The 12,489-nt window shown below is 52.8% G+C and carries 16 protein-coding genes; 1 reads left to right on the forward strand and 15 read right to left on the reverse strand.

Features of this window, described 5'->3' with window-relative positions; genetic code table 11:
* Positions 1 to 28 precede the first annotated feature (28 nt).
* The 4 genes from E3E25_RS09825 to twy1 all read right to left on the reverse strand — a co-directional run bounded on the left by E3E25_RS09825 (position 29) and on the right by twy1 (position 5,126).
* On the reverse strand, positions 29 to 658 hold the full coding sequence (locus E3E25_RS09825; protein WP_167893069.1) for a hypothetical protein: 630 nt from the start codon (positions 656 to 658) through the stop codon (positions 29 to 31).
* Positions 651 to 1,820 (reverse strand): cell division protein FtsZ, encoded by a 1,170-nt coding sequence (locus tag E3E25_RS09830; protein WP_167893070.1) that lies wholly within the window; start codon positions 1,818 to 1,820, stop codon positions 651 to 653. Before E3E25_RS09830 ends, E3E25_RS09825 begins: the two co-directional genes overlap by 8 nt.
* 7 nt (positions 1,821 to 1,827) lie before the next feature.
* Positions 1,828 to 4,050 carry a prenyltransferase/squalene oxidase repeat-containing protein gene (locus tag E3E25_RS09835; protein WP_167893071.1) on the reverse strand — a complete coding sequence of 741 codons (2,223 nt, stop codon included), beginning with the start codon at positions 4,048 to 4,050 and terminating at the stop codon, positions 1,828 to 1,830.
* A gap of 74 nt (positions 4,051 to 4,124) precedes the next feature.
* Entirely contained in the window at positions 4,125 to 5,126 is a 1,002-nt protein-coding gene (gene twy1 / locus E3E25_RS09840; protein WP_167893197.1) for a 4-demethylwyosine synthase TYW1, read from the reverse strand.
* A 152-nt stretch (positions 5,127 to 5,278) separates the two neighbouring features.
* On the opposite strand from twy1, the gene E3E25_RS09845 reads away from it, so the two are divergent.
* Entirely contained in the window at positions 5,279 to 5,416 is a 138-nt protein-coding gene (locus tag E3E25_RS09845) for a hypothetical protein (protein ID WP_167893072.1), read from the forward strand.
* On the opposite strand, the gene E3E25_RS09850 is transcribed toward E3E25_RS09845, so the two are convergent.
* The 11 genes from E3E25_RS09850 to E3E25_RS09900 all read right to left on the reverse strand — a co-directional run bounded on the left by E3E25_RS09850 (position 5,394) and on the right by E3E25_RS09900 (position 12,475).
* Complete coding sequence (locus tag E3E25_RS09850) at positions 5,394 to 5,981, reverse strand: HemK2/MTQ2 family protein methyltransferase (protein ID WP_167893073.1); 588 nt, start codon at positions 5,979 to 5,981, stop codon at positions 5,394 to 5,396. The genes E3E25_RS09845 and E3E25_RS09850 overlap by 23 nt on opposite strands.
* A gap of 70 nt (positions 5,982 to 6,051) precedes the next feature.
* Positions 6,052 to 6,207 (reverse strand): 30S ribosomal protein S27ae, encoded by a 156-nt coding sequence (locus E3E25_RS09855; protein WP_012572872.1) that lies wholly within the window; start codon positions 6,205 to 6,207, stop codon positions 6,052 to 6,054.
* 1 nt (position 6,208) lies between these two features.
* Complete coding sequence (locus E3E25_RS09860) at positions 6,209 to 6,505, reverse strand: 30S ribosomal protein S24e (RefSeq protein ID WP_167893074.1); 297 nt, start codon at positions 6,503 to 6,505, stop codon at positions 6,209 to 6,211.
* Positions 6,495 to 7,025 carry a GTP-dependent dephospho-CoA kinase gene (locus tag E3E25_RS09865; RefSeq protein WP_167893075.1) on the reverse strand — a complete coding sequence of 177 codons (531 nt, stop codon included), beginning with the start codon at positions 7,023 to 7,025 and terminating at the stop codon, positions 6,495 to 6,497. The genes E3E25_RS09860 and E3E25_RS09865 overlap by 11 nt, the downstream gene beginning before the upstream one ends.
* Positions 7,025 to 7,213: a transcription elongation factor subunit Spt4 gene (gene spt4, locus E3E25_RS09870; protein WP_167893076.1), complete on the reverse strand. Its 189-nt coding sequence runs from the start codon at positions 7,211 to 7,213 to the stop codon at positions 7,025 to 7,027. Before spt4 ends, E3E25_RS09865 begins: the two co-directional genes overlap by 1 nt.
* Positions 7,210 to 7,770, reverse strand: coding sequence for a DNA-directed RNA polymerase (locus E3E25_RS09875; RefSeq protein WP_167893077.1), 561 nt, complete (start codon positions 7,768 to 7,770; stop codon positions 7,210 to 7,212). The genes spt4 and E3E25_RS09875 overlap by 4 nt, the downstream gene beginning before the upstream one ends.
* Positions 7,771 to 7,809: 39 nt before the next feature.
* Entirely contained in the window at positions 7,810 to 8,346 is a 537-nt protein-coding gene (locus E3E25_RS09880) for an inorganic diphosphatase (RefSeq protein WP_167893078.1), read from the reverse strand.
* Positions 8,347 to 8,456: 110 nt separating this feature from the next.
* Positions 8,457 to 9,458 (reverse strand): DUF5305 family protein, encoded by a 1,002-nt coding sequence (locus E3E25_RS09885; RefSeq protein ID WP_240910815.1) that lies wholly within the window; start codon positions 9,456 to 9,458, stop codon positions 8,457 to 8,459.
* An 18-nt stretch (positions 9,459 to 9,476) separates the two neighbouring features.
* Positions 9,477 to 10,781: a hypothetical protein gene (locus E3E25_RS09890; protein ID WP_167893079.1), complete on the reverse strand. Its 1,305-nt coding sequence runs from the start codon at positions 10,779 to 10,781 to the stop codon at positions 9,477 to 9,479.
* 35 nt (positions 10,782 to 10,816) lie between these two features.
* The gene (locus E3E25_RS09895) at positions 10,817 to 11,896 is read right to left on the reverse strand and encodes a signal peptidase I (protein WP_167893080.1); all 1,080 of its coding nucleotides are present in this window, start codon (positions 11,894 to 11,896) and stop codon (positions 10,817 to 10,819) included.
* A gap of 45 nt (positions 11,897 to 11,941) precedes the next feature.
* Entirely contained in the window at positions 11,942 to 12,475 is a 534-nt protein-coding gene (locus E3E25_RS09900; RefSeq protein WP_167893081.1) for a DUF1102 domain-containing protein, read from the reverse strand.
* Positions 12,476 to 12,489: the final 14 nt, after the last annotated feature.

Genomic DNA, 12,489 nt, shown 5'->3' on the forward strand with positions numbered 1-12,489 from the left:
TCAGTAGGGTATATCTCCGAACATCTATTTAATCGTTACTCTCCGATTTTCCGGCGTTTACGATGGCGAAAAGGCCAGTTCCGACCCTTTTGGTCTCAACGCCAAAGTAATCTCCGCTGAATATTTTGAACTTGTACCTCTCTGGCTGAAGGGAGTGCTTCTCTACCAGCTCGGTCAGTTCGTCGATGAAGAACTGTGTCAGTTCGTAGTAGATTAAATCAAGCTTTTCCCGGGTGGAATCTCTTATCAGGAGAACCGCTGGTAGTATTGCAAGTCCGATGATGAAGTAAGGCTGACCGGTGAAGAAGGACGCGAGTGCAGTCATGCCTATCGCCCCACCTATGGCGGCATACAGGCCTTTTTCTCGCTTCTTTGCCTCTTTAATCTCCTTAACCTTCTGCTCCCAGATGTCGAGTAAAGCCGGGTTGTAGAAATCAAAGGCTGTGTGGCGCTTTCCCTTCGCTATCCTCTCCCGGATGAGGTCGTCCCAGTCGTCCTTGTAGTAGATGACCTCCCCGTGGAGCTTTGCCCTCTCGGCATCGAGGGAAGAGATTATTCTGATGATGTCCTCGGCGCTCTCGTGGGCTATGTGGGAGTAAACTTCTTTCTCGTCGAGGTCTAGCGCAACCTCAACGGAGTCCTTTATTGGCTCAGTCATCTCTCTCCCTCCTGAGCCTCTTGCTTATCCCTTCGATGTCTGGATACTCTCCGTCGGGGATTCCCTTAAGCTCGCTCCCGCCCTTGGAGTATACATCGTCGAAATCGGGCAGGCCGCTTAGGAGCTCTTTCTTTTTGTTCTCCGCTTCCTCCTTTGCTTCCATGAACGACTGGGCGTATCTCTTTGCGGCGATGATTATGTCCTCGATGCTCTTGCTCTCGTAGATGCCGCTGAGGAGCGTAACGACTTCTACTTCCCTCTCGCGGGGATCCGGATAGAAGCCGCGGAATATCTGCTTGCCCCTTATCTTGTTGGTGAGGTAATCCAGAGCCTCAAAGATATCCGAGGCCTTCAGTATCTCCGGCGGTCCATGGATCGCGACCAGGCCGTACAGCGCCGATTCGATGTTTGCCTCGAGGTACAGCCCCTCGCTCTCGAACGACTTGATGATGAGCCTTGAGAGGCTCTTTACCTTGCCGGCATCTGCCTTTGCATAGCCGACCGTTGCAAAGCTGCCGAAGGCCTTGAGAACGAACTTCAAATCGCTGGCATCGAGAGTCTGTTCACCGGGAACGTCAACCAGGGCCAAGAGCGACGCTATCCTCTCGACTATCGTGTAGTTAATCCTCTCGTAGGCCCTGCTTATGTCGTCGCCACCTTCCTTGAGCTTATTGTTGTCTATGGCTATTATTGAGTCGGCTATCTTGGAGAGCTTGTCTATGGTTATTGCGGCGTTTATAGTCGGCCTTATTCCCTCCTCCTTGAGGGGGAGTGCACCGATGGCCACCACTAGGGAGTCCGGGTATTCCTCTTTGAGGGCTTTAGCCAAAACGGGTGTTCCTCCGGCGCCCGTTCCGCCGCCGAAGCCGAAGGTCAGGAAGAAGATGTCGATGTCTTCATAGCCGATTATTGAGCCTATCTTGCGCATGACGAGGGGCAAGTCGCGTTTCATAGCCTCTCTGCCGAGTATCGGGTTTGCATTGACTCCCTTGCCACCGGTCAGGCTCTCGCCTATCAGTATCCTCCGCTCCTGGGGGACGTGTTTGAGGTACTCCAGGTCGCCCCGAGATGTGTTTACGGCCAGAGTATCAAAATCCACCAGAGCGAAGAGGTCGGCTATCTTCGTTCCGCACTGGCCGACCCCTATGATTAAAGCCCTCACCTCTTAATCACCCCACGACTATTACCCTCACCTTGCCGTTTTCGTTAAGGAGAATCATCGCGTTTCCCCTGATGTACCTTATGAAGCCGGTGGTGAAGACTTCCTTGGCAATTTCGGCGTTCTCCTGCTCGTAGAATACGAACAGGACGACTCCCTTGGGGGTCTTGCCAGGGATAAGAATGACCGCCTTGGCAATGGGCACCGTAACGTTTCCGACCGTGACGGTTTCGTTTGTGAGATGGAACTTCAGGTAGGGGTTGTATGGTCTCACGAAGTACTCGCCGTAGTGAGCCATGACAATGTAGCTGCCCTCGCCTATCGTGGTCGTGTTGAGGGCTATGAAGCCGCCGCTGAAGAGGTCGTTGAGCATGTCTATCGTCTCGTTTACCGTGGCGGCGTCCATATGGGGTGCGATTATTCCGAACACATCGCTGTCGAGAGCGCTCCTTACGTCATAAAGGCTCACGGGGGGAACGTACTGGAAGCGGGAGAGGTAGTTTATGGTGCTGGCGAGCTCTATAGTCTTGTTGTCTATCGCCCCGGAGTCCCTGGCGTTCATAACGAATTCAAGTGTCTCGTTGGTGTAGTTGTATCCGTGATCCATCAGAAGGTCCGTTGCCCTGACGGTGAGTTCAACCGTCGGTGTTCCAGGGAATTCCTTGTTCTTCTCCCAGACGTAGTAGGTCTTCCAGTATGGCCAGCCTCCATTAATCCTCTGCTCAATGAGCCAGTCCATGTGGGGCTGCAGCTCTTCCTGAGAGGCTATTTCACTCAGGGCCTCAAGGACGGTTATGGTCGTTAGCACGTCTGGCTTGAGCATGTAGGAGTAGTACTTCGTCGTTACGTGGGTTCCCCATCCGCCGTTGCTTATGCTCAGAAGCCATTCCTTGGCCCTCTGAACCAGTGAGTCGTTTGCTGGAACTCCCAGTTCTCTGAGGGCTTTTATTGCAAGGGCGGTTTCGTAGGGCTGAGGACCGAGGACGGTGTTGCCCCAGAGGCCGTAGTCGAGCTGAACACTGCGTATCAGCTCCTCCGCCTGGGCCTTTTCCTCGGCGGTCAGGTTGTTGTACATGAGGAGCGTCTTCAGTGCGTAGTAGTAGCCGACGGACATCCTGCGTTCCTGTCTCATCCAGACCGCGTCCCTCTCGAAGGCCCCTCTCGTCCACGCAAGGGCCTTTTCAATGCTCTCCTTCTCTGGATAACAGGCCTGGATGCTCATAAGTGCGTAGTAGGTGGCCTTCTCGTCGGAGGGCTCGTTGCGTCCGAGACCCCAGCCCCCATCGGGGTTCTGGAGGTTCTTGAGTTCCTGGCATGGCATCTCATAGGGGTTCTTTACCCCTTTCACCGGTGGGAGCTCGAATGACGTTGAGAAAGCCATGAGAGCATAGGAGGTGGTTGCCACGAGCTCCGTGGATGAGAAGAGGTCCGGGGTGTTCATCCAGTAAACGAGATTGTTCGTGCTCTTGCTGTACGATTCCAGCTTGATGAGTATCCTCGCCGTGTCAAAGTCTATGGGTGTGTGAAGTACGAGGGCGTACGTCAGCATGGCGCGCTCCTTCATTTTGAGGTTCCCGTCATTGAGAAGGATTTCCTTGACGCTTTCAATGGTCTCGTTGGAGACTGGATAACCTGTGCTGTGGTACGCTATGAGTTTTAGGGCGAGGGCCTCGTACTCGGGTATCTCACAGGTCGTGGTGTTCTCCACGTATTTTATCGCTTCCCTGACGACTTTGCTGTTGTAGGTGTATCCGCTCTCTCCAAGGGCCCATATCGTCACGAGGGTTGGATAGCACGAGGTCGGGGTTCCCGGTACGTAGCCCCATCCCCCCTCGTTCCCCGAGGAGAGGAGGTATGAAAGGCCACTGTTGATGGCGTTCCTTACACCCTCGACCCGCAGTGCCCCGACGATCGGATCCGCCCTTTCCAGGGCGATAACGGCGTAGGCCGTGTCGAGGACGTTGCTGGTCTCACCGGGGTACAGGCCCCAGCCCCCGTCGGGGTTCTGGTACTTGAGAAGCGTCGTCACGAGGTTGTCCAGCTCTGGAGCAATGTCCCACTCCAGATCGTTGCTCGCCTCTGAGAGTGCCATTATAGCGAGGCTTATTTCCCTCGTCTGCTGGCTTGACTTGGCCGCCTCCTTGAGAAACCTTGCAGAGCCGTCTATCGTTCCGGCGCTAACGGCTGGAATCAGCATGAGAACAATCATTACTAGAGCCAGAACCTTCTTCATCACCTTACACCCCTAAGCTCATTCTAAGCGGCCAGAATAAATAAACTTTTTCCATAATAGGAAGAAGAGGGGACTCAATGTTTTATAAAGCGCCCTTCCCTTCCGCTGCCCCGAGGATCAACGTCGTCGCGCATTATGAGGACGACCCTGCTCGGCTCGTATTCATCTTCGATGTGGTATCCCGGAAGGTGCTTGACGAGTTCCTCTGCAAAGGCCTTAATCTCCTCGTGCCGCGGCATGTTGTTGATGGTGAGCCTGTTGCGCGAATAGCCGACGAACATGTAGGCTTTGGCCTCGACGAACATCGGGTTGGCGAGCTTTATCAGCTTCGCGTAGCCCTCGGGGTTGGCCATGTTCTCGCCCCTGACGAGGGTCAGCCTCACGACGGTTCTGGCGGGGAGACCGTTCATCATTTCAAGGAAGGTCTTTATCCTATCCCATCCGTCGGGGATCATGGGAACGTTCACGCGGTTGTAGGTCTCGATGTCCGGGGCGGTGAGGGATACGTAGAGCTGGGTGGGGAGCTTGTCCTCCCTTATCATCTCCTCCAGCCTTTCGGGAACGGTTCCGTTGGTGACTATGAACGTGGTAAAGCCTCTCTTGTGGAACTCCTCCACCAGGTCGCCCATGTAGGGGTAGAGCATCGGCTCTCCGGATAGACTTATGGCTGCGTGCTTTGGATTCCACGCCTCTTCGAACTTCTTCATGTTTATGCCTGGCATTCCCTTATAGCCGACGAGGAGCTTGCGCTGGGCCTTTATGCTCTCTTCGACGATGAATGCCGGGTCATCCCAGGGCTGTGGTAGTTCCGTGCCGAGGAAGCCCTCCATCGGGCGCCAGCAGAATATGCAGTTGTGGGTGCACCAGGCAGTAACCGGCGTCATCTGCAGGCAGCGGTGGCTTGCTATGCCGTAGAACTTCTGCTTGTAGCAAAAGCGGTCCCTCTTTATGCTCTCCTTGAGCCAGTGGCAGAGCTTCACCGAGCTGTGCCTTCCTACTAAAGCGTAGTGCTGCTTCCTGAAGAGGCTCGCTATCTCCTCGGGCATGTTTGGGTTGGACTTGAAGGTTATCGCCATTAGCCTCACCTAATTCATCTCTCTGGGTTGGCTTTGGGAGAGCCTTTTAAAAAGGTGATGGGTCGTGGGTGTGACCTCACCGATATTTTATCGTCGAAAAATACTTCGGCAATCTGCGAAAGGTTTAAAAGCCCGGCCTCGTTTTTTCATCCATGTTCGGAACGTTAAAACCACGGCTTGCCATCGATGCAAAGGAGATTAAAATTGACTTCTCTGAGGACGATGTTGAGCCAGTGGAGAGGCCCAGGGTCAAATTCCTCTTTGAGGTCAAACGCAATCGCTCAGCGTAGCGTTTATCAGGACGATATCCTCGAAAAATACGTGTCTCTTAGTCACTATCTTTCCGCTCAGTCCGGCTTTTTTCAGCCTTCTCAGAGTTTCTTCCACCCCTGTTATCGAGCTCTGGACTATCTGGACGACTCCACAGGGCTTGAGGTATTCTGGGACTTCCCGGATAAACCTGTCGAGGACTTCTCTTCCACTTTTGCCCCCAACCAGTGCCAGGTCTATCGGCTCTTCCGGCTCGCCGGGGAGGTAGGGGGCGTTGAATGTTATGACATCGAACTTCCCTTCAACGTTCTCAAAGAGGTCGCTCAGGCGGAACTCAACGTTTTGGATGCCGTTCAGCCTGGCGTTTTCCCTCGCCACTTCAACCGCGAGAGGGTTAATATCCACCCCCAGAACGAAGCGGGCTTTTCTGGCCATGAGGAGTGCTATAAGTCCGGTTCCGGTACCGACGTCGAGGGCCAGGTCGCCTTCCCTGACCGCGAGGTTCTCCGCTAAAAGGAACGTGTCCTCAGCCGGCTCGTAGACCTGGGGATGAAGTTTGAGCCTGATGCCGTAGTAGACTGGCATGGTACCATCTACCGCAACGTCCTTTTGAGGTTAACCCTAAGTGGATGTAGAAAAGCCAAGGAAGGAAAAATCACTTCCTCTTCCACTCGGTGTAGCCGCAGCGGCCGCAGCTCCAGCGGTCCTTGTGCTCGGCCATAAACACTCCAGGACCGCAGCGTGGGCAGAACTTGTTCTTCCTCTTGACCTTACCGCCCTGGACCTCGTAGAGCTTCCACTTCTGTCCCATTTCACTCCTCCTCCTTCGTGATTATTCCGTCCCTTATGAGGACGTATTCCGGCTCGATGTAGAGCATCCTCTCCTTGCTCTCATAAGCTTTCGCGTAGCCCTTGCTAACGCGGCTACCGAAGTAGCTCCTTATGTACTGGACGACTACCGTCTCGGGGTCGAGGTCGAGCATCGCCACGAGCTTGCCCTTGACGTCGGCCCTGCTCGGCGTCGGCTCACCCTCGTGGATGACATCGAAGTATATCTCCTTTCTCCCGAGGAGCTTGTTCTCCCTTATCTCGGTAACCTTAATCTCCATCGCGAACCACCTCCATCTTAGACATGAGCTTCCCGCACTTGAGCTTGCATTCGGGTGTTACCCTTATAAGCACTACTCCCTCATCCGGCTGGCCGTAGAGCACGATCGAGCCAAGGGGCGCGTAGAGCACGGCCGGAATGGCCGCCAGGTCTTCCTCTCCGCATACCTTTATGTAAACCCTCCGGCCCCTTTCGGCCAGTCCAAAGCCCTTTCTGATTGCGTTTAATAAAGCTTTCGTTATTGTTCCCGCGGGGTTCTGGACGGTCATAACCACCGCACCGGTCTCGATGTCTGGGTTGTACTCCCGGCGTTTCGTTCTGTGGTCGTATATCGCCACGCTCGGCTTTATTCCCAGCCGGAGGACGTTCTCGGTGACAACATCCCCAACGGTAACTAAATACTGGGCTTTTTCAAGCTCTCCCTTAACCTTCAGGTACGGCTCGGGAATCTCGCCCCGGACGAGTTCTCCCAGGGGCTCCTTCAGCTCCCGTCTGAGTTCGGGCGTTAGTACGAACAGCATCATCTAACCCTTATGGCGTACTTTCCTGGAACTTTGACGCCCAGCTTCTGGGCTATCCTCGACTTCTCTGGATCAGTGATTATGACGAGGTCAAACCACTCGTCGCTCAGATCCCTGCTCCCGCAGACCGGACAGCGGTCTTCGGTAGTTATGTAGTGGCAGTGCCTGCACGCCCTCTCCTTCGTCATGCTTCAGCCTCCTTGCGCTTCTCCTTTTCTATCCAGTCCCTTTTTCCGAGACCGGGCTGGCGCATGGTGAGGCCTATCTTGTTCTCTCTGATCACCCTGCTCTTGATGCTTATGGCGATGACCCTTGCCCTGACTTCGTCCCCGAGCTTGAGGATCCTCTTGGTCTCCTTGCCGAGGAACTGCTTGTTCTTCTCGTCGAAGACTACGTAATCGTCCATGAGCTGGCTGATGTGGACGAGACCGTCCATCGGGCCGATTCTGATGAAGGCACCGTACGGGGCTACATCTATAACCTCGCCCTCAACGACCTCGTGCATCTCGGGCTTCCAGACGAGGACGTTAAAGACAACCTCATGGTAGGTTGCACCGTCTCCGGGCACGATGACTCCCTGGCCTATCTCCTCAACGTCCATTACCGCCAGAATAACGCCCTCGTCTCTATCGTAGATTCCCTCGTAGGTCTCGCGGAGGACAAGTTTGGCGGCTTCCTTTGGGTCCATCGTGAACATCCTGGGCGGGATTCTCACAACGTCCTTAATCTTCAGGAGCTTGTACATGCCTTTACCTCCCCTTGGGATAGGAATAGAAAGGGAAAATCACTCCTTCTTGCCGAACTTCTCCTTGTACATCTCGATGGCCCTGAGTATCTCCCTCTTGGCCTCCTCGGCGCCGCCCCACCCCTCAACGGTGGTGACCTTGCCCTGCAGCTCCTTGTAGCGCTGGAAGAAGTGGGCTATCTCGTCAAGGAAGGCCTTCGGGACGTCGTCGATGTCCTTCCAGTCGTTGAAGTACGGGTCCTCGACCGGAACGGCGAGAACCTTCCAGTCCTTATCTCCGGAGTCCTCCATCTTCATGATGCCTACCGGTCTCGCTTCGATGATGGTGAGCGGGTAGACAGGTTCGCGCATGATGACCATTATGTCAAAGGGGTCGCCGTCGTCGTACCAGGTCTGCGGGATTATTCCGTAGTCGACAGGGTAGAAGAACGGGCTGTAGAGCACTCTATCGAGCTTTATAAGGCCGGTCTTTTTGTCGAGCTCATACTTGTTCCTGCTTCCCTTTGGAATCTCTATGAGAGCGTAAACGACCTCTGGAACCTCCGGTCCGGGCTCAAGCTCGTGGAACGGGTTCATATCTAACCACCTCTTACCTCTTGTAGAACTTCTAGGTTAGCCTTTTGGATAGGGCTTTTAAAGTTGTTGGTTCTGAAAACCAGAAAAGCAGTAGGAGAAGGGGAGGGCCCTCAGTTGGCCCCGTCCCTTTCCTTTGAGGGCTTGATATACTCATAGGTAACGTCCCCCTCCACTATAGTGTAAACATCGTTCTTGTGGTGGCGATAATGGAGTATCGGCTTGTCTAAGAGGTCAAAGGTTTTTTCAAGGTCTCTAGCCGAGGCGAGAGTAACAATATTGGTTTCGTCGGTGTCCTTGGGAACGCCCTCGACTATGAACTTTCTCAACCCTTTGAGTTCGTCTGGCGGAGTTTTCCTTCTATGCGTGTACATGAACCCGACGGGGGGCATAACAAAACCTAACGCCATGATGGGAAAAACGGTTCTTCCAGTTGAGACCTTTACGTCTTTGCCCAGAAAGTTGATGGTGTTTATTGTAGTGTTAGTGTGTCTCTCCACCTTTTTGTACTCTTTTTCGGTATCCTGAAGCTTGAGCATCCCGGATTTATCGTTTGAGAGCGAGATTTTCTGGCTGAAGTCCTGCCTACCTTCGGTGGCTATCTCCACCTGCAAGTAAACCTCCGCTTCTGCCCGATAGAGGCCGGTTCCGTCGCGTATCCGTTTTAGGGTCTCGTCCATCTCGGTGAGGTTGAACGTTACCGGGACGGAAAAGGTTCCGGAGAATTTTCCCTCCCCAATTGGTTGGCTGAGGTTGACAATGTACACAACGTCTTTGCCGGACGTTATGTAGTATTTCTCGTTCAGGGTGAGCCTGTAGTGACCGCTCACTTCTGGTCTTGTCGAATACAGGTAGTTCCCCTTTATGTATCTCGTTATCTTCTTCGGGTAATATTCGAGGCCCGTTCCGTTTTTGTAAACTGTTTCGTTTCCAAAGAATCCCACATGGGTAAGCTTCCCGGTCTCGACGTATTTGGTTTCGTAAGATACCCGTGTTGTAGTCTGTTCCCTTGTGTATGCCAATCCCGAATAAACAGTAAACGTCACGGCCAGCATAAGTGAGACCGCAAGCGTAACCCTGAGGATGTTTCTCTTATCGTCTTTACCAATCTTCAAATCAATTCCCTCCAAAAATCATCTCCCTTCGCAGGTAGAAGGGCTTTTTCCGTCATCTAACGATTCGTCCAGGAACTCGTTGTCATTCTCGGCTTGACATCCACACTTGTAAACGTGAACGTAGGTGGAACATCCGGAGCAGCCGCATCCCGCTATGCAGGGTCTGCTAACCAGGAGAACATTTTTCGAGTGTCCGCTTATGCTTATCCCGTCGGTGTGTTCGTAGAGGTCCAGCGTTGCAGTCCCACCGTGCTCCAGGTGGAGTGTCCACTTTACTTCGGTTTTTCCGTTCGGCACGTTCGTCAGTAAGATGGCTCCTTTATTGGTGGAATAACTCTCAACCGTGAAATGTTTCCCGACGTACTGGGTTACGGTTAGGTCTTTTTCTGCCCCCATATTCTTCACGAATATCCTAGTGTGGTAGTCCGCGGGAGTGCCATCCCTGAGGTGCCTTGGTCCGCTTATCCGGATGCTTTTCACACAAAGGTAGCAGTCGTTGCCGCCGTCGCATATGGCGGTGACGTTTATCCCATCGCTTCTGATTTCGTACCCTTCTATTTCTGCCCCTTCATTCAAGGGATATTCGCCGCAGGACGTGAACTCCTGCTTTCCAGCCGGGTTAAGCTTTGTGTGTATGGTCACGTCCAGATGGGCGCTTCCATCCGCGGGCACTTCCACATTCCACGTGATGTGATGTGCCGCTCCCGTTTGAACTACGGAGTAGGTTCCTGCGCTAGGTACTATTGAGTCTATGTCGAACTCTCCGGGTACTACATCCTTTATCGTTAGGTTTCTCGCAAGCTCTGGACTGGTGACGCTGATCCTGAATGTCCACTGCTGATAAGTGTGGGCAGGCACTTCAAGCTCTCCTGTAAGTAGATCCTTTCGGATAGTTGGTCCTCCGTTGAAAGTTACCCATATTGAACATGCATCTATTCTTGCATTCCCTCCGTCCCAGTCAGCGTATATTGTGATTGGCACCTCGTAGGGGCCCTCGCTGATGGAGGAGGTGCTTTCTATCTCGCCCTCGAACTGGATTGCCTCCCCAGGGTTGATTGTTTTTATAGTGCCCTCAACGCTTCCCGTTGCATCAGGTGGTAGGTTGGAGAAATCACCGGCTATATGAACCGATAGTGGAACATCCATCCTGTTCTCCACGGTGATCGCCACAAATTCTACTCCCTCATCAACTTCGACAACCAGGGGATTTTCTATACACCTGTATGCTATGGATGAGTTTTCTCCGCTCACAACGCTTACCCATGCCGTCCTGTTTGAGGTATAACCCCTAAAGTTTCCGCTTGAGCCGGCTATGAGTATCATTCCGATGATAAAGGCGGCCACCAAAAAGAGGGTTCTCATTGTTTACCATCCCCAAATATTTTTCCTAGAACGCTTCTTCTCCTGATTTTAATTCTCAACAACTCGTCCTTTCCTATTCCAGCCAGTATGTAAAAAGTCATCATAATCGCGACCAGCTCAGATGAGTAAAGGATTAGTGGAATGTAAGGGCTTGCACTATATGCCTTTTCAACCGCTCCAAACGGCAGGATCGCTGGGTATGACCTGACTTCAACCTCTTCGCGGTACACTCGAGTGTCCTGTGGAACGGAAATCTTGAGGAGTACCTCGTGACTCATACCCCCTGTTACTCTAAAGGTATCATCCCCCAGCAAGGTTACCCTTTCTCTCCTTGGTTCAATGAAATAATAGAATGGGTAAACGGCGTGGTTTTCTATCGTGATGTTCCTCTCAAAGCTTGTCCCTGGAAGGTACCAACCCTCCCTCTGTCCACCGGCCAGGGTTGAGGAGTAGGTGAAAGCTATAGTGCCCCAGGAGGAGATAGTGACGAAAACGAATCCTGCTATTATGGCTACTGAAATCACGGCATAGACGGTTTTCAGGGATAGCTTAACGAACCTCCTTGAGCTCTTCTTTCGATGCCTCTCTTTTCTGTTCGAGCCTGAAAACGTTAGAACGGCACCCATCACTACCAAGATGCCAACGACGTACAAGTTTGTCGCCTTTGAGCGTATGTTCTCTATCAGCTCTCCCCCCTTCCGAACGACTAAGGGTCTGCCAAAGAGGACGATTACCTTCCCGGCCATATCCGACTTTTTAACTGTAGGGTACAATCCCTCCTGCTGATCCGTTGCAACGTTATTGTCCCCCTTTGTGATGTATCCATCGCTGGTAATTGCGTATACCCTGTGGACTGTCCACCCGTCTCGTCTCTGAAAGACAATGATGTCCCCTACTTCCGCCCTTCTTGAGAGGGGGTTGATGAAAAACAGGTCACCCACGTTTATTGTGGGGGTCATGCTTTCGGAGGAAGCGTAAGAAACTAAAACAGGCCTGTCAAGGATAAACCCGACTATCGATGTTATCATAAATATCAATACAATAACTATGGCCAGGTTCTCCATCACTTTTCTCATTGGCTTTCCCTCTCAAAGATTGGGGGCAAAGGCCCCGAAAGAAAATCACGGGCAGGCTCCGGCGTAGGCCTCGATGCTCATCTGGAACTGGTAGCTTCCCAGGGTTGAGTTTGTGTTGTCGAATATCATGCCTATCGGAACAGGGTCTCCGTGCTCGACGGTGAACTCTATGTTGTTGTCCGGTCCGGCTATGGGGTTGGTGTAGTTGCCCGCGAAGATCAGTACATCGTCATGCTGGGTCTTTATGGTGACGCATATCGGGTAGTTAGTCTCGTTGTTTTCCCAGAGCTCGTTGCTTACTTGGAACATCTCCTCAAAGACGTAGGTCGTGTTCGGGCTCATTCCCATACCAGCACCTTGTGGATAGTTCGGGTTGTAGCTGCTTATATCCACGTAGAGCTTTCCGGCATCGTAGGTCACGTAGGGCTGAAGGGCGGTTAGGTCGATGAGCTCGTTGTCATCGGAAACTACATCGAAGGAGGCCGTCCTATCGGCGGCATAATATCTGAAGTTAGCTCCAGCGCCCACCGCTAGGAGCATTCCTATCATCAGCAAAGTTAGTCCAAACAGTTTGTTCATTCTTTACGCCCCCT

The organism is Thermococcus sp. MAR1, assembly GCF_012027305.1.
Taxonomy (GTDB): Archaea; Methanobacteriota_B; Thermococci; order Thermococcales; family Thermococcaceae; genus Thermococcus.